The 19,341-nt window shown below is 46.9% G+C and carries 18 protein-coding genes; 12 read left to right on the forward strand and 6 right to left on the reverse strand.

The features are described from left to right. The first annotated feature begins 9 nt into the window (after positions 1–9). Genes mpl through mtgA form a run of 6 tightly spaced genes read left to right on the forward strand, consistent with a single transcriptional unit; the run spans position 10 to position 6,773 of the window. On the forward strand, positions 10–1,410 hold the full coding sequence (gene mpl, locus ICV36_RS01170) for a UDP-N-acetylmuramate:L-alanyl-gamma-D-glutamyl-meso-diaminopimelate ligase (protein WP_215400734.1): 1,401 nt from the start codon (positions 10–12) through the stop codon (positions 1,408–1,410). A 27-nt stretch (positions 1,411–1,437) separates the two neighbouring features. After that, complete coding sequence (fabG, locus tag ICV36_RS01175) at positions 1,438–2,172, forward strand: 3-oxoacyl-ACP reductase FabG (protein ID WP_215400735.1); 735 nt, start codon at positions 1,438–1,440, stop codon at positions 2,170–2,172. A 2-nt stretch (positions 2,173–2,174) separates the two neighbouring features. After that, positions 2,175–4,199: a ribonuclease catalytic domain-containing protein gene (locus ICV36_RS01180; RefSeq protein ID WP_215400736.1), complete on the forward strand. Its 2,025-nt coding sequence runs from the start codon at positions 2,175–2,177 to the stop codon at positions 4,197–4,199. After that, the gene (locus ICV36_RS01185) at positions 4,183–5,070 is read left to right on the forward strand and encodes an energy transducer TonB (protein WP_215400737.1); all 888 of its coding nucleotides are present in this window, start codon (positions 4,183–4,185) and stop codon (positions 5,068–5,070) included. The genes ICV36_RS01180 and ICV36_RS01185 overlap by 17 nt, the downstream gene beginning before the upstream one ends. Positions 5,071–5,114: 44 nt before the next feature. Further along, positions 5,115–6,020, forward strand: coding sequence for a shikimate dehydrogenase (gene aroE / locus ICV36_RS01190; protein ID WP_215400738.1), 906 nt, complete (start codon positions 5,115–5,117; stop codon positions 6,018–6,020). A gap of 9 nt (positions 6,021–6,029) precedes the next feature. Then, positions 6,030–6,773, forward strand: coding sequence for a monofunctional biosynthetic peptidoglycan transglycosylase (gene mtgA / locus ICV36_RS01195; RefSeq protein WP_215400739.1), 744 nt, complete (start codon positions 6,030–6,032; stop codon positions 6,771–6,773). Between the two features lie 23 nt (positions 6,774–6,796). Here mtgA and pyrF read toward each other — a convergent pair whose 3' ends face one another. Further along, on the reverse strand, positions 6,797–7,642 hold the full coding sequence (gene pyrF, locus ICV36_RS01200) for an orotidine-5'-phosphate decarboxylase (RefSeq protein ID WP_215400740.1): 846 nt from the start codon (positions 7,640–7,642) through the stop codon (positions 6,797–6,799). A gap of 73 nt (positions 7,643–7,715) precedes the next feature. Here pyrF and corA point away from each other — a divergent pair, with 73 nt between their 5' ends. Further along, positions 7,716–8,681: a magnesium/cobalt transporter CorA gene (gene corA, locus ICV36_RS01205; protein ID WP_215400741.1), complete on the forward strand. Its 966-nt coding sequence runs from the start codon at positions 7,716–7,718 to the stop codon at positions 8,679–8,681. A 36-nt stretch (positions 8,682–8,717) separates the two neighbouring features. Here corA and ICV36_RS01210 read toward each other — a convergent pair whose 3' ends face one another. From ICV36_RS01210 to thiL, 3 genes are read right to left on the reverse strand one after another with little or no spacing between them, the layout of a single operon-like run. Continuing rightward, positions 8,718–9,197, reverse strand: coding sequence for a CinA family protein (locus ICV36_RS01210; RefSeq protein ID WP_215400742.1), 480 nt, complete (start codon positions 9,195–9,197; stop codon positions 8,718–8,720). Between the two features lie 9 nt (positions 9,198–9,206). Next, the gene (locus tag ICV36_RS01215) at positions 9,207–9,770 is read right to left on the reverse strand and encodes a phosphatidylglycerophosphatase A (RefSeq protein ID WP_251375039.1); all 564 of its coding nucleotides are present in this window, start codon (positions 9,768–9,770) and stop codon (positions 9,207–9,209) included. Next, positions 9,767–10,789: a thiamine-phosphate kinase gene (gene thiL / locus ICV36_RS01220; RefSeq protein ID WP_215400743.1), complete on the reverse strand. Its 1,023-nt coding sequence runs from the start codon at positions 10,787–10,789 to the stop codon at positions 9,767–9,769. The genes ICV36_RS01215 and thiL overlap by 4 nt, the downstream gene beginning before the upstream one ends. Positions 10,790–10,894: 105 nt before the next feature. Here thiL and ICV36_RS01225 point away from each other — a divergent pair, with 105 nt between their 5' ends. Beyond that, the gene (locus ICV36_RS01225; RefSeq protein ID WP_215400744.1) at positions 10,895–13,216 is read left to right on the forward strand and encodes an NADP-dependent malic enzyme; all 2,322 of its coding nucleotides are present in this window, start codon (positions 10,895–10,897) and stop codon (positions 13,214–13,216) included. 137 nt (positions 13,217–13,353) lie between these two features. Next, the gene (locus ICV36_RS01230; protein WP_215400745.1) at positions 13,354–13,974 is read left to right on the forward strand and encodes a barstar family protein; all 621 of its coding nucleotides are present in this window, start codon (positions 13,354–13,356) and stop codon (positions 13,972–13,974) included. Between the two features lie 32 nt (positions 13,975–14,006). Here ICV36_RS01230 and ICV36_RS01235 read toward each other — a convergent pair whose 3' ends face one another. Then, positions 14,007–14,768 carry a 16S rRNA (uracil(1498)-N(3))-methyltransferase gene (locus tag ICV36_RS01235; protein WP_215400746.1) on the reverse strand — a complete coding sequence of 254 codons (762 nt, stop codon included), beginning with the start codon at positions 14,766–14,768 and terminating at the stop codon, positions 14,007–14,009. Between the two features lie 43 nt (positions 14,769–14,811). Here ICV36_RS01235 and tkt point away from each other — a divergent pair, with 43 nt between their 5' ends. Together tkt and gap are read left to right on the forward strand one after the other, a co-directional pair. Continuing rightward, positions 14,812–16,812: a transketolase gene (tkt, locus tag ICV36_RS01240; RefSeq protein WP_215400747.1), complete on the forward strand. Its 2,001-nt coding sequence runs from the start codon at positions 14,812–14,814 to the stop codon at positions 16,810–16,812. Between the two features lie 71 nt (positions 16,813–16,883). Further along, positions 16,884–17,912: a type I glyceraldehyde-3-phosphate dehydrogenase gene (gene gap / locus ICV36_RS01245; protein ID WP_215400748.1), complete on the forward strand. Its 1,029-nt coding sequence runs from the start codon at positions 16,884–16,886 to the stop codon at positions 17,910–17,912. A 163-nt stretch (positions 17,913–18,075) separates the two neighbouring features. Here the strand turns inward: gap and fur are convergent, their stop codons facing one another. Further along, positions 18,076–18,516: a ferric iron uptake transcriptional regulator gene (gene fur / locus ICV36_RS01250; protein WP_215401514.1), complete on the reverse strand. Its 441-nt coding sequence runs from the start codon at positions 18,514–18,516 to the stop codon at positions 18,076–18,078. A gap of 91 nt (positions 18,517–18,607) precedes the next feature. Here fur and ICV36_RS01255 point away from each other — a divergent pair, with 91 nt between their 5' ends. Beyond that, positions 18,608–19,294, forward strand: a complete 687-nt coding sequence (locus ICV36_RS01255; protein ID WP_215400749.1) for an outer membrane protein assembly factor BamE — start codon at positions 18,608–18,610, stop codon at positions 19,292–19,294. Positions 19,295–19,341 lie beyond the last annotated feature (47 nt).

Genomic DNA, 19,341 nt, shown 5'->3' on the forward strand with positions numbered 1-19,341 from the left:
AATTCGCTAATGCATATACATATCTTGGGCATTTGCGGTACTTTCATGGGCGGCATTGCCGCAATCGCGAGGCAGGCTGGACACCGCGTTACGGGTTGCGATGCCAACGTGTATCCACCAATGAGTACGCAGCTTGAAGCTCAAGGCATCGAACTGATTGAGGGATTCTCGCCCGATCAATTATCTCAGTTTGAGACCATGCCCGATTTATTTGTGATTGGCAATGTGGTTTCTCGTGGCAATCCATTGATGGAGGCAATCCTCAACCAAGGGCTGCCCTATATTTCTGGACCGCAGTGGTTGGGTGAACAAGTTTTGTATGGGCGTCATGTTTTGGCTGTTGCTGGTACGCACGGCAAGACAACAACTTCAGCCATGCTCACGTGGATTTTGGAATTCAATGGCTATAAGCCTGGATATCTCATTGGTGGGGTGCCTTTGAATTTCACAGTCTCTGCACGTTTAGGTGAGAGCAAATATTTCGTAATCGAGGCCGATGAATACGACACGGCTTTTTTTGATAAGCGTAGTAAGTTTGTTCACTATCGTCCACGCACCGCTTTATTAAACAATTTAGAGTTTGATCACGCTGATATTTTTGCTGATCTTGCTGCAATCGAAACCCAATTCCATCATTTGGTGCGTACCGTTCCGGGTGACGGTTTATTGGTGGTAAATGGCGAAGAGCCGGCATTGGCAAGTGTGATTTCCCGTGGTGCCTGGGCACCTTTAGAGCGCTTTGGGCAAGAGCTCAATAATGAATGGTCCTTGATTTCTCAAGAGGCTGATGGCTTTATTGTGCGCAAGTCTGGCAAAGAAGTGGCAACTGTAAAGTGGGCGCCTGACTCTGGTGTGATGGGTAGACATAATCAATTAAACGCACTTGCAGCAATTGCTGCTGCTAATCACATTGGCATTTCTCCAGAAGATTCAGCTCGAGCTTTAGATGAATTTAAGAACGTAAAACGTCGTTTGGAAACGGTTGGCGTTGCAAATGACATTACTATTTACGACGATTTTGCGCATCATCCAACAGCAATTACGACAACGGTTGATGGTCTGCGTAGACGCGTTGGTAAAGCGCGCATCTTGGCGGTATTGGAGCCGCGTTCCAACACGATGAAGCTTGGTGTGATGAAAGCTCAACTCCCTGGAAGTCTGGAGGCGGCCGATAAAGTATTTGCCTATGGTGCCAATACTGGTAAAGAGTCTTTAGGCTGGGACTTGGCAGAGGTGTTGTCTCCACTCAATACTCGCGAGCAGGATAAGGCGCATGTATTTGATGATCTTGATGCTCTAGTGAAGGCGGTAGCACAAGAGGCTAAGCCGGGTGATCACATTTTAGTGATGAGTAATGGTGGGTTTGGTGGCGTACATCAAAAACTATTAAAAGCCATTTCCGCAAAGTAAAAACAAACACAAAACAGAAAGCAAAAAATGGGTGATAGATTAAAAGACAAAGTAGCCATCATTACCGGCGCTGCTAAAGGCATTGGTTTTGCTACAGCGCAGCGTTTTGCTCAAGAGGGCGCAAAGGTCATTATTACTGATATTAACCAGGAAGCGGTGAATGGCGCAGCTGCGCAAACGCCTAACGCTGAAGGCTACGCTATGAATGTGACTGATCGCGCCAGTATTCAGTCTGTAATTGATCAGGTAATGCAAAAGCATGGACGTATTGATATCTTGATTAATAACGCTGGCATTACACAAGATGCACGCTTAATTAAGATGACCGAAGCGCAGTTTGATACGGTGATAGATGTCAACCTCAAGGGTGTTTTCAATTGCACTCAACTAGTCGTGCCACATATGCTTGAGGCAGGTTCTGGCGCAGTAGTGAATGCTTCTAGCGTAGTGGGTCTATACGGTAATTTTGGCCAAACCAATTACTCAGCTACAAAATTTGGTGTCATTGGTTTTACTAAAACATGGGCACGCGAGCTTGGACCCAAGGGGATTCGGGTGAATGCAGTCTGTCCTGGCTTTATTGCAACTGAGATGGTCAAAGCCATGCCAGAAAATATTTTGCAAGACATTGAAAAGCGTAGTTGGCTTGGACGTTTGGGCACTCCAACCGAAATGGCTAATGTGTATTTATTCCTAGCGAGCGATGAGGCGAGCTATGTCAATGGAGTGGCTTTAGAGGCTAGCGGCGGGATCTCGCTCTAAGCATGAATCTGTTATATGAAGAAGGTGGCGATATTAAGATCGCCACAGTCCAGTCTGCATCAGGCTCTGGCGATGCCGAGTCTTGGCAGGCGACCAGCCTTTCTGGCAAAAAGATTAAGCTCAAGGCAAAAGAGGTTTGGCTGCGCTTTGAGAAACCAGAAGCTCAGGCTGTGATGGATGAGGCTGGCACACTCACCGCGGATATTGATTTGCAATTTTTGTGGGATTGCGCACCAGATGAAGAGTTTGGTTTGGTAGATGTGGCGCATGAGTATTTTGGATCACAGGCGAGTATTGCTCAACAAGTTGCTCTGGCAATTGCCTTGCAGGGCGCCCCAGTGTTTTTCCGCCGCAAAGGGCGCGGGCGCTTTCAGAGGGCGCCACTAGAGCAACTACAGGCTGGTCTAGCTGCTTTAGAGCGCAAGCAAAAAGAGCTTGAACAACAATCCGTTTGGCAACAAGAGTTGGTTGCTGGAACCTTCCCTGAAACGCTCAAGTCTTCAGCCAAGCAATTACTTTTTTCACCCGATAAAAATACCTCTGCGTACAAAGCGCTGATTGCTGCATGTACCGAGACTGGTGAATCTCCAGCCCAATTGATGATTCGTTGTGGTGCTATTGAGTCACCTTTGGCCTACCACCAAGGAATGTTTTTGAAGGCGCATTTTCCGAGTGGTGCGGATCACAACCCAGCTGTTGGGGTTGATCAAGCCGCATATGCATCCGCTATTGCTGACCTACCGCTCGCAGATGTCCAGGCCTTCTCTATTGATGACTCTGGTACCACTGAGATTGATGATGCTTTATCGGTGACCCCAATGGATGGCGGTCATCGGATCGGTATTCATATTGCCGCCCCCGGTTTGGCGATCACAAAAGACGATCCCTTGGATCAAGTCGCCCGCAATCGTATGTCTACGGTGTACTTCCCGGGCGACAAAATTACGATGTTGCCCGATTCAGTTATTGAGCAATTCTCATTAGATGAAGGCATGCCTAGACCGGCTCTATCAATCTATGTGGATATTGATGCTGATGGCGTAGCCAATAGAGATACTTTGCAGATGCGCGCAGAGATGGTGCCAATCGCCGCGAACTTGCGTTTAGAGGACATTGAGCATCTTATCAGCGAGGAAAGCTTGCTGGATGAGGGTGCAAGCTATCCTTATCGCAAAGAGCTTTCGACCTTATGGCAAGCCGCCAAACTGCTGCATGCGGGTCGTCAAGAAAAGCGGGTTGCTAATGGTTTGCGTGCTGAGCATTTAGGCCTTGCTGATCCAAATACTTTAGCGAGAGACTTTCATTTTCAGATTCAGGATATTGATGGACTCAAGCGCGTGGAAATCATCCCACGTCAACGTGGCTCCATCTTGGATACCATTGTTGCCGAATGGATGATCTTCTGTAACAGCGCTTCTGGCCAGCTTCTTGCTGACCATGGATTGCCAGGGTTATTCAGAACCCAAAAAGGTTGGGGTCCGTTACGTACACGTATGCAAACCACTCCTGGGCCACATGAAGGCTTGGGGTTAGATTACTACGCCTGGTGTACTTCGCCTTTGCGTCGCTATTCCGATTTAGTGAATCAATGGCAACTCATTGCGCTGGCAAAGCATGGTGTAACCGCCAAGATGGTTGCGCCTTTTCCACCGCGTGATGCAACCTTGATGGGCATCGCTGCCGATTTTGAATCTTGCTATCAGGCATATGGAGAATTCCAAGATCGACTGGAAAAGTATTGGTGCTTGCGTTGGGTCACTCAAGATGGCGAGTCGAAGACTGTGCTCGTTCGCCATCTAAAGGAAGGTATGTCTCGAGTGGAATTAGTTCCTCTGCATCTATCCATTCCTGAATTGGCAACGCATCCGCGCATGACCCGTGCAGAAGTCGTCATTACAGATGTGGATTTATTGCAGTTGAGTGCTGGTGTTCGAGTGCTGGAGATTGAAGCAAAAGCCGATACTCCTGAAAAGGCTGTGGAGTCTGAACCTTCAGATAGTCCCGTAGAAGATGCTGACCCAGATTAAATCACTGGAATTTCCATGTCCTGAAGGACTAGCTAGGTTCTTGCGTTACCTGCGCAGCGCTTGGAACCGCTATCCATTTCGCTTTGCACTCTGCGTCTCTATTCTGATCCACATCGTCTTCTTATCTTTTCGTTGGGGCGTTGGAGAGATTCAGAGCCGCAGACTCAATACGCCATTGAGCGTGGTTTTGGTCAACGCTAGCAATAAAACTCCACCTCAAAAAGCGAACAAGTTGGCGCAGGCTGATTTGCAGGGTGGTGACAAATCAGAAACTCAAGAGGCCACTGCATTGCACCGCGCAAGATTGGGTGCAGAAGCGCGACTTGAGGTTTTAGAGAAGCAGCAGAAACAAATGCTCGCCAAATTAGATGAACAACGCAGTCGATCGGGCGGTCGTAAGAGTGGGGATGAGCAAAAAATTGCTCCCCAATTAAATTCCCTGGAGGCTGAGTTAGCTAAGCGACTTCAGGTTGATGGCAAAGAGCCTAGACGTAAAGTATTGACTGGCGCCAATACCAAGGCGGTTTCTTTTGCACATTATTACGATTCCATGCGCCAAAAGATTGAGGCTTATGGCAGTGCGTTTTTCCCAAGGGCAAACGGTCGTCCTCTATATGGGAGTTTGGTGATCGTCGTCAGCGTTGATAACCAAGGCAGAATCACCACAAATGCCCAAGGCAAAGACGGGCTCTCCATTGGTCGCAGCTCAGGCAACCCTGAGTTAGATAGGCAGGCCCTAGCAATTGTGAGAGCCTCGGCACCATTTGGGCCCTTTCCTTCAGAAATGCGTAATCAAATCGACGTTTTAGATTGGATTTCGACTTTCGAGTTCGCTCGTGACGGGGTCGATCGTTTAGAGTTACGTCACTAAAGCAATTTAACGAACTTCGTAAATTCGCTTATTCTGTAGTCATTATGAGTTCCATCGATACCACTCTCATGCATACCGATCCCAGCCTTTTTGTTGGCGTGGATGTTTATGCCGTGGCTGGAAATCCGATTTCTCATAGTAAATCCCCTGCCATTCACAAACGGTTTGCAGAACAAGCAAATCAGCGTATGCACTATGGCCGTCTTCAACCAGAAGCAGATTCATTTGCTCAAGCTGCTAAAGTGTTTTTCGCCTCAGGCGGAAAAGGTATGAATGTCACTGTGCCATTCAAGCTCGACGCACAAAATCTAGCTGATGTATTAACGCCTCGTGCGCAATTAGCAGGTGCTGTTAATACCTTGTGGAAAACAGAAGGCAAAATTTTTGGTGACAACACGGATGGCGCTGGTCTAGTGCGTGATTTGCTTGCGCAGGGAATTGCGCTGCATAACGCTCGCATACTCTTGATTGGTGCTGGTGGGGCCGCACGAGGGGTGGTTGGCCCTTTGCTAGAACAATCTCCTAAATCACTCGTTATTGCCAATCGTTCGAGTACGAAGGCAGATGAGCTAGTAAAGCTATTCGCAGATTTGGCGGCATCCAAAGAGGTGGCGTTAGAGTCTCGGACATTGGCTGATTTGGAAGATGTTGCTAAAACTCAATATCCATTTGATTTGGTCATTAATGCTACTGCTGCAGGTTTAACTGATGAGTCACCTCTGACATCTAAAGCGGTAGCTAATATTTTTGTGCCCAGCTCCTTCGCTTATGACATGGTCTACGGCAAAACAACGGCTTTTATGCAGCAGGCACTGCAAAGAGGGGCACGCGTCAGCGATGGTCTGGGCATGCTAGTTGAGCAAGCGGCAGATGCATTCTTACTCTGGCGGGGTGCGCAATTGGCATCCGCCATCGACCCACGCGCTGTCTTGGCTGAACTACGTAGCTAATTTTCTCCAATGCGCTGGCTACTTTATCCAGTGAAGTGTTTGTTAGCGGGATTCATCGCAATGCAACTCTTTTTTGCCTTGCAGATTGCATTATGGGTGAGCTTAGATCCAGGTAGTACCGCTTTTCAGAGGGCGGAGCGTTGGCGTCTATGCTCCTGGCATTGGACATGTGCAGTGCAATCTCATTGGGTGCCTTATGACAAGATCTCCAATAATCTCAAGCGTGCTGTCTTAGTCAGTGAAGACGATATCTTCTTTCAGCACCCAGGGGTGCGGGTGGAGGATATGCAAAAAGCTTGGCAAAAAAATCAACAACAGAGTCAGCAAAAAAGCCAGGCGGGCAATAAATCTAAAGTCGCCTTACGAGGCGGATCGACTATCACTCAGCAGTTAGCCAAGAATTTATTTCTCTCATCCGAACAAAACTATTTGCGCAAAGGGCAAGAGCTCGTTATTACTGGGCTTTTAGAGTTGATACTTTCGAAGCAAAGACTGTACGAGATTTATCTCAATTCAGTAGAGTGGGGTGAGGGTATTTTTGGAGTTGGTGCCGCATCTCAGCATTACTACGCCATAAGTCCTGCTGCTTTGGATCGAGAGCAAGCGGCTGCTCTAGCTTCAGCACTGCCTGCACCCAAATGTTTTGATAAGCAACAGTATTGCCGTCGAGGAAGTATTAACTATGCTGCTCGCCAAGAATTTATCTTGGAAGGTATGGATCGCGTGGCGCTAGCGCCTTACCCAAAGAAGTAAGAACTTTTTAGTTGCTTGCTAAATTACTTACTCGCAGCAGCCCGGAGTGAGTCACGCGTGCTCATGGCGATCGCTCTAGCTGCCTGAGCAAAATCAGCACCAGAGCTAGCGTACAGAATGGCTCTAGAAGAGTTGATGATCATTCCGGTTCCTGGCTTCCCAGCTATTTTTCCGGCGCTGACAGTGGCATCAATATCGCCACCTTGAGCGCCAATTCCCGGAATCAATAAAGGCATCTCCCCAACAATAGCGCGTACTTTTGCGATTTCTTCTGGGAAGGTTGCTCCAACTACTAAGCTGATTTGACCAGTCCTATTCCATTGTTGCGCAGCGAGTTTGGCTACATGAAGATAGAGTGGCTCACCATTTGGAGCTACGTTCAGAAACTGCAAATCAGATCCACCGGGGTTCGATGTGCGGCACAAGACAATGACGCCTTTACCAGCGTGCTTGAGGTAGGGCTCAATCGTGTCAAAGCCCATATAGGGATTCACGGTTACCGCATCGGCACCATAGCGATCAAAGGCCTCAAGAGCGTAATGGTCTGCGGTGCTACCAATATCACCACGTTTGGAATCCAGGATGACTGGGATGTGAGGGTATTTGTCTTTGAGATGCTTGATTAGTTTTTCTAGTTGAGCCTCAGCTCTTTGGGAGGCAAAGTAGGCAAACTGGGGCTTGAAGGCACAGACCAGATCCGCAGTCGCATCAGCGATTTCGCGGCAGAACTCATAGATAGCCTCCGGTTTCCCCTGCAGGCTAAGGGGTAAGCGCTTAGGATCTGGGTCAAAACCAACGCACAGCATGCTGCCTTGGGAAGCCCATGCGGACTGGAGTTGCTGGTTAAAGGTATTTGAGCGAGAGTTCATTGGATTTGGCTTATTTTAGTGAAACTGTCATGTTCTATAGGATAAACTAGCGCACATTCCTTAGGAGTTCACCATGATCAACTTGTTCGTCCTGCAAAATGGCCGCCTCTCTCAAGAGCAAGTGGAAGATCGCAATGAATTGTTGCAATATGCCAATCCTATCTGGATTGATGTGGTTGATCCAGAAGAAGAGGAATTAATCTGGATTAAAGAGGCATTTGGCGTGCTCTTGCCTGAGTTAGATGACTTGGGTGACTTAGAAGCATCTGCGCGTTACTTTGAAGCAGACGATGGTCATCTCCATATTCGTACCGATTTCTTATTGGATGAAGAAGAGACTTCTCGTAACGTTCGAGTTGCTTTTGTTCTTACTAAGCAGGTGTTGTTTTCTATTCATGACGAAGATTTGCCAGTGTTCCGCTTGGTTCGCTTACGTGCGCGTCTGCGCCCTGGATCAGTCAGCAACGCAAAAGATGTATTACTCGACTTGTATTCAACTGATGCTGAGTACTCTGCGGATGCTTTGGAAGAGGTTTATGAAAACCTCGAGCAAGCAGGTAAGCGGGTTCTGCAAGACGACATCAATGATGCGGATGCAGAGCAAGTTCTCGAGACGATTGCCAAAGAAGAAGATACCAACGGTCGTATTCGTCGTAATGTGATGGATACCCGTAGAGCCTTGTCTTTCCTGATGCGCAGCAAGTTACTCTCTGATGAGCAGCAAGAAGAAGCCCGTCAAATTTTGCGTGACATTGACTCTCTAGAAAACCACACAGCCTTCTTATTCGACAAGATTAACTTCTTGATGGATGCGACCGTCGGCTTCATTAACTTGAACCAATCGAAGATTATTAAGATCTTCTCGGTGGTATCAGTAGCTTTAATGCCGCCAACATTGCTGGCCAGTGTTTGGGGTATGAACTACAAACACATGCCTGAGTTAGATGCGACTTGGGGTTATCCAATGGCGATTGGTGCGATGGTAGTTTCCGCAATCATTCCACTTTGGTATTTCCACAGCAAGGGCTGGATGAAGTAAGCGGTATTGGTAAATATTGGTAAAGCTACTCTTTACTTAATTTCTAAGTAGGGCGATTAATTCAGCAAGTGCAAATTCAGTTGCTTGTTGTCTCACCATTTGACGATCTCCGCCAAAGTGCACAGTTTTAGTGAGAGTTTGATTCTCGGTAGCCCAGCCAAAACAGACTGTTCCCACTGGTTTTTCTGCTGACCCGCCGGATGGACCTGCTACGCCGGTAATAGAAATAGCCACATTACCCCCTGAATTGATCCGGGCACCTTCGGCCATTGCCTTAGCCACTTGTTCGCTAACAGCCCCATAAGTTTCAATGAGCTGGGCTGGTACGTCGAGGCATTCAGTTTTTGCCTCATTGCTATAGGTGATGTAGCCACGCTCAAACCATTCGCTGGAGCCCGCTAGTTCGGTTAGTGTTGCGCAGACTAGGCCGCCAGTACAGGATTCGGCTAATGACACTGTCCAATTTCTGGAGAGCAAAATCTGAGCGAGAGTTTTAGTGAGATCAGTTGCGTTCATTGACGCTCTTTATTGAATTAAAAACTGTATTAGAGCCATCACCAACAGCGTACAAAAAGCCGCCGCAAGATCGTCGACCATAATTCCAAAACCACGCCAAATGATTTGCAAGTAAGTAGATTGCTGTGCACTATCAGTTTCAGTGTTTTTGAAATGACGATCAATTACTCCAATGGGGCCAGGTTTCATGGCATCAAAAAAGCGGAATAGTGCAAAAGCAATGATTTGCATCCAAATACTAGTCGGCATGATAAAGATGAGCACCAGCCAGAAGGCGACGATTTCATCCCAAACAATGCCACCAAAATCTTTTTTGCCAAGCTCTTCACTAACCTGACCGCAGATCCAGCAACCCAGAAAAATGCCACCGCCAATAATCCAAAGAAAGTCCTCAGTGCTAAAGAAGTATTCACCTACCAGAAAGGCTGCCCAAGCCCAGAGGGTGCCTGCGGTGCCCGGGGCTATAGGGCTTAGACCGCTACCAAAGCCAAAGGCAAGCGTGCGGCTAGCGTTTTGAAAAACCCATTTGAAGTTTGGTTTCACTTCTGCAGAAGGCTCAATATTGGTCATCATGCAAAGTGATCAAATGAGTTTAGAAAGGGCGCGACCTCTGCATCACTCATGGCCGCACCAGAACTATTGATGAGGTACAGCTTTGAATCAATTCCTTTTTTCGGGAGTATTTTTCCAATGATTGTTAAAGGTAGGTTGAGTGATTTACTCATCGCTTGAATTTTGTCACGCTGACTTGGGGATGCCGTAAAGCAAAGTTCGTAATCATCACCACCGCACGCAGCAAATTGATGCTGAATAGAAACATCTTGCTTTTGTAGTGTGATCGATTTTGGCAATTGCTCCAATTGAATTTGTGCATCAACTTGTGACCGCTTCAGGATGTGGCGTAAGTCACCCAATAAGCCATCCGATATATCTAAGGCTGAGCTTGCAACATCTCGTAACTGAATACCTAATTCAACTCTAGGACTTGGCTGATGCATGCGGTGTGCAACTTGCTGTAAATCTTCACTGGATAGTTTGATTTCATGACGCAGTGCAGCAAGAGCAAGCCTTGCATCCCCTACTGCACCAGACACCCAAATGTCGTCGCCAGGCTTTGCCCCGGATCTACGAATGGCCTTGACGACAGGGGTGGCGCCAAAAGCAGTGATGGAGATCGTTAGCAGGCCAGCGGTGGTATCGCCACCGATGAGAGGGCAAGAATATTGTTTGGCAGTTGCGAAAAGCCCCTTAGAAAAAGCTTCTAGCCAGGCTTCATTTATTGCTGGGAGAGCAATTGCCAAAGTGAACCCAAGTGGCCTAGCCCCCATGGCAGCTAGGTCTGAAAGGTTGACTGCTAGGGCTTTGCGAGCTAATTGTTCTGGATCAGCGTCAGCAAAAAAATGCCGGCCTTCCACCAGCATATCGCTGGTAATGGCGATCTCTTCGTCTGCTTGAGGTTTGATGAGGGCACAGTCATCGCCAATGCCTAAGACGATTGCTTGATCTGCATCTGTGCGCAAGGAATCTGCACCCATTTTAAAAAAACGCTCGATGAGGTCAAATTCCCCTAGGGGTTTGAAATGAGAAGGCATACCCTATTTTATGGCTGTTATGTGGCAAATGCCCGAGAGGAATAGAATTGAACTCTTATAAGTCTTAGATAAGCGTAGATAAGACAGAACTTAGTGAGCTAGTGAATGAGCAAAGAAAATAATAAAGAGCAACAAATTGCAGCCTTAAGAGAGGCAGCCCTTCAGTACCATGAGTTTCCAACTCCGGGCAAAATTGAGATTGCCCCCACCAAACAACTGACCAATCAACGAGACTTAGCGCTGGCATACACGCCTGGTGTTGCAGCGCCTTGTGAAGAGATCGTAAAAGATCCTGCGAATGCTTTCAAATACACTGCGAAAGGAAACTTGGTTGGTGTGATCACAAACGGCACAGCCGTTTTAGGTTTAGGAAATATTGGACCGCTGGCAAGTAAGCCAGTGATGGAAGGTAAGGCGGTTCTCTTTAAGAAGTTTGCTGGCATTGATGTTTTCGATATCGAAGTCAATGAAAACGATCCTGATAAATTGGTGGAGATCATTGCTGCACTTGAGCCAACATTTGGCGGTATCAATTTAGAAGACATTAAAGCGCCTGACTGTTTTGTGGTTGAGCGTAAGTTACAAGCGCGCATGAAGATCCCAGTCTTTCATGATGATCAGCATGGTACTGCGATTGTGGTGGCAGCCGCTATCCTCAACGGTTTGAAGGTGGTTGGTAAAAAGGTTGAAGACGTCAAGCTGGTTACCTCAGGAGCCGGTGCAGCAGCATTGGCCTGTTTAGACCTATTGGTGGATTTAGGTATCCAACGTAAAAATATTTGGGTGACTGACTTAGCGGGCGTTGCTTACAAAGGCCGTAAGGAATTAATGGATCCAGAGAAGGAGCCATTCTGCCAAGAGACAGATTTGCGCACGCTCGATCAAGCAATTGAAGGCGCCGATATTTTCTTAGGTCTCTCTGCGGGCGGTGTCTTAAAGCAAGACATGGTGAAGAAGATGGCGCCTAAGCCATTGGTTTATGCCTTAGCAAATCCAACCCCAGAAATTCTGCCTGAAGAGGTCAAGGCGGTTCGTCCAGATGCAGTGATGGCAACTGGCCGTACCGATTATCCAAATCAGGTAAATAACGTTTTGTGTTTCCCATTCATCTTCCGCGGTGCTTTGGATGTGGGTGCAACAACCATTACTCGTGGGATGGAGGTCGCAGCGGTGAAGGCCGTAGCCGAGTTGGCCCAGGCTGAGCAGAGCGAGGTTGTGGCTTCGGTTTACGGTATTGAGAACCTCTCTTTTGGTCCAGAGTATTTAATTCCAAAACCATTTGATCCCCGCTTGATTACGGTGATTGCTCCAGCTGTTGCTAAAGCAGCAATGGATGATGGTGTTGCTTCACGCCCCATTAAAGATTTCGATGCATACCGCAATCAGTTGCAACAATTTGTGTACCACTCTGGCACTTTGATGAAGCCACTCTTTAGCATTGCTAAGCGTGTGCCTGCAAATCAAAAACGGATTGTGTTTGCTGAGGGTGAAGATGAGCGCGTATTGCGTGCAGTGCAGATCATCATCGATGAGCACTTGGCGACTCCAATCTTGATTGGTCGTCCTGCGGTGATCGAGCATCGCATTGAGAAGTTTGGCTTGCGCATGAAGGCGGGCGATGACTTTGAGGTTGTTAATCCTGAGAATGACTCACGCTTCCGTGACTTCTGGCAAACCTACCTTGCACTGACTGAGCGCAAGGGCGTCACCCAATCATTCGCTAAGCTAGAAGTACGTCGTCGCAACAGTTTGATCGGCAGTCTCTTGATTCAAAAGGGTATGGCCGATGGCATGATTTCTGGAACCGTGGGCAATTTAGCAACCCACTTGAAGTATGTCGATGAAGTGATTGGACGCGAGCCAGGTGCAAATGTATACGGCGCAATGTCTGGTTTGATTTTGCCAGGCCGCCAAGTATTTTTGGTCGACACCCATATCAACATTGATCCAACTGCTTGTGAGTTAGCAGAACTCACTTTGATGGCCGCTAGTGAAATGAGAAAGCTAGGCCTTGCCCCTAAAGTGGCATTACTCTCCCACTCCAATTTTGGTTCTAGCAATGCGCCATCTGCAGTCAAGATGCGCGAAGTATTGGCATTGCTGCAAAAGGCTGACCCAACATTGGAAGTTGACGGCGAGATGCATGGTGATAGCGCATTGGATGAAGCTATTCGTTCTGGCACTGTCACTTCCTCTCCTTTGAAGGGTGACGCTAACCTTTTGGTGCTGCCAAATATCGATGCTGCAAATATTTCTTACAACTTGTTAAAAGTAGCCGCAGGAAATGGCATTGCAATTGGCCCATTGTTATTGGGTGTAGCTAAACCGATTCATATTCTGACTCCAGCAGCTACGGTTCGCCGTATTGTGAATGTGACAACTTTGGCAGTTGTGGAGGCGGCAAGTAACGCCAGAGGCATTTCTTAAGCATCTAAAGTATCGGTAAATTATGTAAGTTAGTGATAGCTTACATAATTTATTTCTATATAAATCAGTGTGTTACATAAAATGCACTGTATTTGGGCTTGATTTGGTGGCGTGTTACGGGTAACCTAGCACCCATCATGAATAATCGCTCTGAAAACAGCAATACAGCCAGCTTCGAAGAACATAGCCGTGCTGAAAGTTGGGATAGCAATGATCGACTTGAAACTGAGTCATCCGCGGCCAATATTTATGCTGAAGGCGGTTTATCTCGTTTACAAACCTATGCAGCAAATCAAGTTTCGGGGAAAAAAGTGACAGCTTCTTGGCGTGCCGCTTTGGCCGTTCGCGATGCCGGACCGCCGGCAATGTTGCGCAGTGTGCGCCCTAATATCGTGCAATCTATTCGTGCTTTCCGCACTCCTGACTTGCAGGAAGCGGCAACTGAGTTGGGTCAACACTTCATTTATGCCAATTGCGCAAATGCAATGACTAAGGGTGAAGTTTTGGAGTCCATTGCGATTGCATACTCCCTGACTAAGCAACAGGCTAAGAACTACGATCCTTTGTTAGATGCGTTGACCACTACGGTTGATAAGTCTGGTCCACAACCTGGTTTTGTTGTGGTGCTTGAAGGTTTACCTTGCACACAGAAGTTTGACAAAGAAGCTCGTGAAACGCTCTTGGATGTTTTCCGTGATGCGGTTGATTTCTGGGCTGAGCGCCGAACACCGTATCGTGTCTTCTACTCCTTCGCTTAATCGCTAAGGCCCTAGTAGCTCAATAAATCGCCTCACTTGAGGCGATTTTGCATTTCAGGGTTCCACACGCTGTGAACGGCTGTAATGGCCACCACGCCTGCGGTTTCAGTTCTCAGGACCCGTTCACCAAGGGAAACTAATTGATAGCCTGCAGCTTCTGCCTGAGCCTCTTCCTCGGGAGAATGCCCGCCTTCCGGCCCAATCATTAAGACAATATCTTGAGGATTGTTTTCTAAAAGTACAGAATACATACTTTTTGTAGCATCGGGACTTAGTAGCAGCTTAAGAGTAGGTTTTGGACTTGCTTTTAAATATTCTTCAAATGTTTGTATTGGCTCTAAATTGGCAAAGACTGTTCGGTCGCATTGTTCGCAAGCGGCTTGAATGATGCCTTGCCAGTGAGCAAGTCGTTTTTGGGCGCGCTCCAAATCGCTAGAGCGAGTGAGTTTCAAAATGGAGCGCTCGCATTGCATCGGCGCGATGTTTTGTGCGCCCGTTTCGACGGCTTTTTCGACAATCCAGTCCATTTTGTCTCCCCCAGCTAGTCCTTGAGCCAAAGTAATGGCATATGGGGTCTCGCGGTGGGTATCGGTGCGGATATCCGTCAGCTGAACTTGACCTGCTTTTCCGCTCAAAGAGAGGAGTTCGCCCTGAGCTACTTGGCCATTTCCATCAAATACTGGGAAGAATTCCCCAACTTGGATGCGTCTTACGCGCAAATGGTGGGCAACCTCGGGGGTTAGGGCGGTCGGCTTTTGGGATTCCCATGGTCCGGGAAGATAAAATTGAGGCATTACTGAAATATAGCCAATTAATTTTCCCGAGACCACTTTTACGATGTCAAACCTTCAAATTCGTATGGCTAATGCCATTCGTGCTTTATCCATGGATGCAGTACAGCAGGCAAATTCAGGTCACCCTGGTATGCCAATGGGCATGGCAGATATTGCCGTCGGCCTCTGGAATGAACATTTAAAACATAACCCAACAGATCCACATTGGATTGATCGCGATCGTTTTGTTTTATCCAATGGTCATGGCTCCATGTTGTTGTATTCGCTCTTGCATCTTTCTGGTTACGACTTGCCGATTGAAGAGTTAAAAAATTTCCGCCAATTACACAGTAAAACTCCAGGACATCCTGAGTACGGAATTACACCTGGAGTTGAAACAACTACTGGCCCGCTAGGTCAGGGAATCTCTAATGCAGTGGGCATGGCGCTCGCTGAAAAATTACTAGCAGAAGAATTTAATCGTCCCGGTCATAACATCATTGATCACTACACCTATGTATTTTTAGGTGATGGTTGCTTGATGGAAGGCATTAGCCATGAAGTATGTTCTTTGGCTGGCACACTCAAGCTCAATAAGTTAATTGCGTTATGGGATGACAACGGCATCTCGATTGATGGCAAAGTCGTTTCTTGGTTTAACGAAGACACACCTAAGCGTTTTGAAGCCTATGGTTGGAATGTGATTCGTAATGTAGATGGGCACAATGCTGAGGCTGTATCTGCTGCGATTGCTAAGGCGAAAAAGAGCGATAAACCAACCTTGATTTGCTGTAAGACTGCGATCGGCCAGGGTTCACCCAATATGGCGGGTAGCGATAAAGTGCACGGCTCACCTTTAGGCGCCGCTGAAATTGCCGCTACACGTGTAGCTCTTAACTGGCCTTATGCGCCGTTTGAAGTGCCAAAAGATATTTATGCTGCTTGGGATTTTAAGAAGCGTGGCCAGGCCGCTGAGCATGAGTGGAATAAAGAGTTTCAGAAATATAAAAACAAGTTTCCAGAGCTTGCTTCAGAATTGCAACGTCGCATGGCAGGTGATTTGTCTAAAGATTTTTCATCTACCTTAAATGCGTATTTAAAAACTTGCCAATCTAAAGCAGAGACCATCGCCACTCGTAAAGCAAGTCAAAATGCGATTGAAGCTTTAGCACCTGCTTTGCCAGAATTTATGGGCGGCTCTGCTGACTTAACTGGATCTAACTTAACCAATTGGTCTGCATGCAAAGCGGTGCGTGGTGATCAATGGGGTAACCACATTAACTATGGTGTGCGCGAATTTGGTATGAGCGCCATCATGAACGGTATTGCCTTGCATGGTGGATACATTCCATTTGGCGGTACGTTCTTAACATTCTCCGATTACAGCCGTAATGCCTTGCGTATGGCTGCGCTGATGAAGTTACGTAGCATTTTTGTCTTTACCCACGACTCCATTGGCTTGGGTGAAGATGGCCCAACCCATCAGTCTGTAGAGCATGTAGCCAGCCTACGCCTCATTCCAAACCTCATGGTTTGGCGTCCTTGTGACACCACCGAGAGCGCGGTCGCCTGGGGCTCAGCAATTGAGCGAAAAAATGGCCCTAGCGCCTTGATTTTTAGTCGTCAAAACTGCCCATTCGTATCCCGTACTGCGGCGCAAATTAAAGAGATTGCACGCGGCGGCTATGTATTACGTGATCCGTCTGGCAAGATTGATGCAGTCATTATTGCTACCGGCTCTGAAATTGCTTTGGCATTGCAAACGGCAGAGCAATTAGAAAAAGATAGCGCAGGAAAAATCGGTATTCGGGTTGTTTCGATTCCTTCAACAACCGTCTTTGATCAACAAGATGCGGCGTACAAAGCAAAAGTATTGCCAGCTAATATTCCGCGGATTGCAGTAGAAGCTGGCATAAGTGATTTCTGGTGGAAGTATGGTTGTGCAGCAGTGCATGGCGTGGATACTTTCGGCGAGTCAGCGCCTGCGCCGCAGCTCTATGAGTATTTTGGTTTAACAGTGGATCAAATTGCCAAGACTGTTATGCAATGCATCTCGAAGAAGTAAGACGAACTGAATCGAACTAAATTGCACTGAAAAATACATCGAAAAATTTAATATTAGTAAGGGGGAAATAAATGACAATTCGTGTCGCTATCAATGGTTATGGACGTATTGGACGCATGGTATTGCGTGCTTTATATGAGGATCAAGTCAACGGCAAACCACGCCGTGATATCAAGATTGTTGCAATCAATGCGATGGGTGATATTGCGATTAATGCCCACCTGACTCAGTACGATTCAGCGCACGGCCGTTTCCCGGCTGAGGTTACAGTCGATGGCGATTGCATGGTAGTTAATGGTGATCGCATCAAGATGTTCTGTACGCGTAATCCTGCAGAAACTCCTTGGGGTGAATTGGGTGTCGATTTGGTTTTAGAGTGCACAGGTAAGTTCACTTCCAAAGAAAAAGCGATGATTCACGTTCAACAGGGTGCGAAGAAAGTATTGATTTCTGCTCCTGGCGAAAAAGATGTTGATGCCACGATTGTGTATGGCGTTAATCAAAATGTATTGAAACCAAGTGATGTGGTTGTTTCGAATGCGAGCTGTACAACAAACTGTTTGGCTCCACTAGTTAAACCATTGTTAGAAAAGATTGGCATCGAGTCAGGCTTGATGACTACGATTCATGCATTTACAAATGATCAAGTGTTGACTGACGTTTATCACAAGGATATGCGTCGTGCGCGTTCTGCGGTATCTAGCATGATCCCAACAAAGACTGGTGCTGCAAAAGCGGTTGGTTTGGTATTGCCAGCTTTGGCAGGCCGCTTTGATGGTTTCGCAATGCGCGTGCCAGTGATCAACGTTTCAGTTGTGGATCTGACTTTTGCTGCAAGCCGTGCCACAAGCGTGGATGAAGTGAACGCAATCTTGAAGACTGCCAGCGAGGGTGAGCTTAAAGGGATTTTAGGATTTAACACCCTGCCATTGGTCTCAATCGACTTTAACCATGATCCACGCCCAAGTATTTACGATGCCTCTCAAACTCGTGTATCTGCAGACGGTAAGTTGGTAAAAGTATTGGCTTGGTATGACAACGAGTGGGGTTATTCAGTCCAAATGCTCAATGCTGCAGAAGCATTAATGGCAGTAAAGTAATTAAGTTTCGTTAACTGTTGCTAAAAGCTGTTAAAAGTCAGTTAAATCGATAAATCAATCTTAGATTGAATTTGTTGGGAATACAAAAAGACCTCCAAGTGAGGTCTTTTTGTATTTAAAGCGCTTAAAAGTAGCTATTTGTCTCTAAAAATCGTTATTTCTCTTATTTTTGCTTATTTCTGCAATTTTTCTTCTGGCAGTGGCCATACAGCGCTAAAGCATGTTCTTGGAGCTTAAACCCAAGATTTTTAGCAATATCACGCTGCCTTTTTTCAATGGCTTCATCTACAAACTCCTCCACATGGCCACAGTCAATACAGACCAGATGGTCATGGTGCTGCCCCTCGTTTAGCTCGTAGATGGCCCTACTGTCGCCCTTGCTGGATTCGAAATGACTACGAAGGAGTAGTCCGGCCCGCTCAAACTGAGTGAGAACCCGATAAACCGTAGCAAGACCGATCTCTTTGTCATCTTTGGCTAGAGCCATAAAAACATCTTCAGCGCTAAAGTGAGTGCCGCCGTTTTGATGGAAAAAATCCAGAATTTTCATCCGCGGACCAGTTGCCTTTAGGCCGATGTCGCGTAAATCTTCAGGGGTAGGGATTTGGGTCATATTTATGGCATTGGGAGCTAAAATCAATGTCTTAATGATACGGCCAGCCATGCAAAATTGCCTTGAACTTTTTACTCGCTTTTTGAACCCGGTTTTGAAGGGTGCCAATTCCCCTATTCGGCTGGGAATTGTCTCTTTCGCGCTCTTGGGATTGCTAGGGGTGGGTGGGTGTACTTCTGCGGTTGATGAAACGCAACGCGCTTGGATGAATAAGATTTTTAGGCCCTACGTTCCCGATGTTGTTCAAGGCAACTTTATTTCTAGTGAGCAATATTCAAAATTGCAACTTGGTATGACGCGTGAGCAAGTGCGTCAAATTATGGGTACACCATTATTGGCTAGCTACTTTCATGCGAATCGTTGGGACTATATTTTCGAATTTAAACGTGCTGGTCAGCCTATAAGCAAAGAACGTCACGTCACCATTTATTTTGATGGCGACAAAGTAGTGAAGTTTGAAGGCGATGCATTGCCAACGGAAGTGGAGATGGTTGCTGAAATTGACAATTACGCCAAGACAAAGCGCTCCTTCTGGGATGTGATTACTGGATCCAATAAACCACCAGTGACAGCGCCATTGCAGCAACCAGAACTGTTGGTGCCAAGCAAAACGGATAACTTGGCAGCAGGCGCTGCTGTGCCAGCGGCTCCTAATAGCAGTTCATTTTGGGACTTTTTTAGTTTCTCAAATAAGCAGCCGGATGCACAGTCTCCGCAACTAGGGCCTGGCGCATTAAATGATGCGCCGAAGGCGACCGATACTAAATAATTGAAATCACTTTTGTACTGATGCCAAGACAATTGTTTTGGTCTATT

Source organism: Polynucleobacter sp. MWH-UH35A (genome assembly GCF_018687075.1).
Classification (GTDB): domain Bacteria; phylum Pseudomonadota; class Gammaproteobacteria; order Burkholderiales; family Burkholderiaceae; genus Polynucleobacter.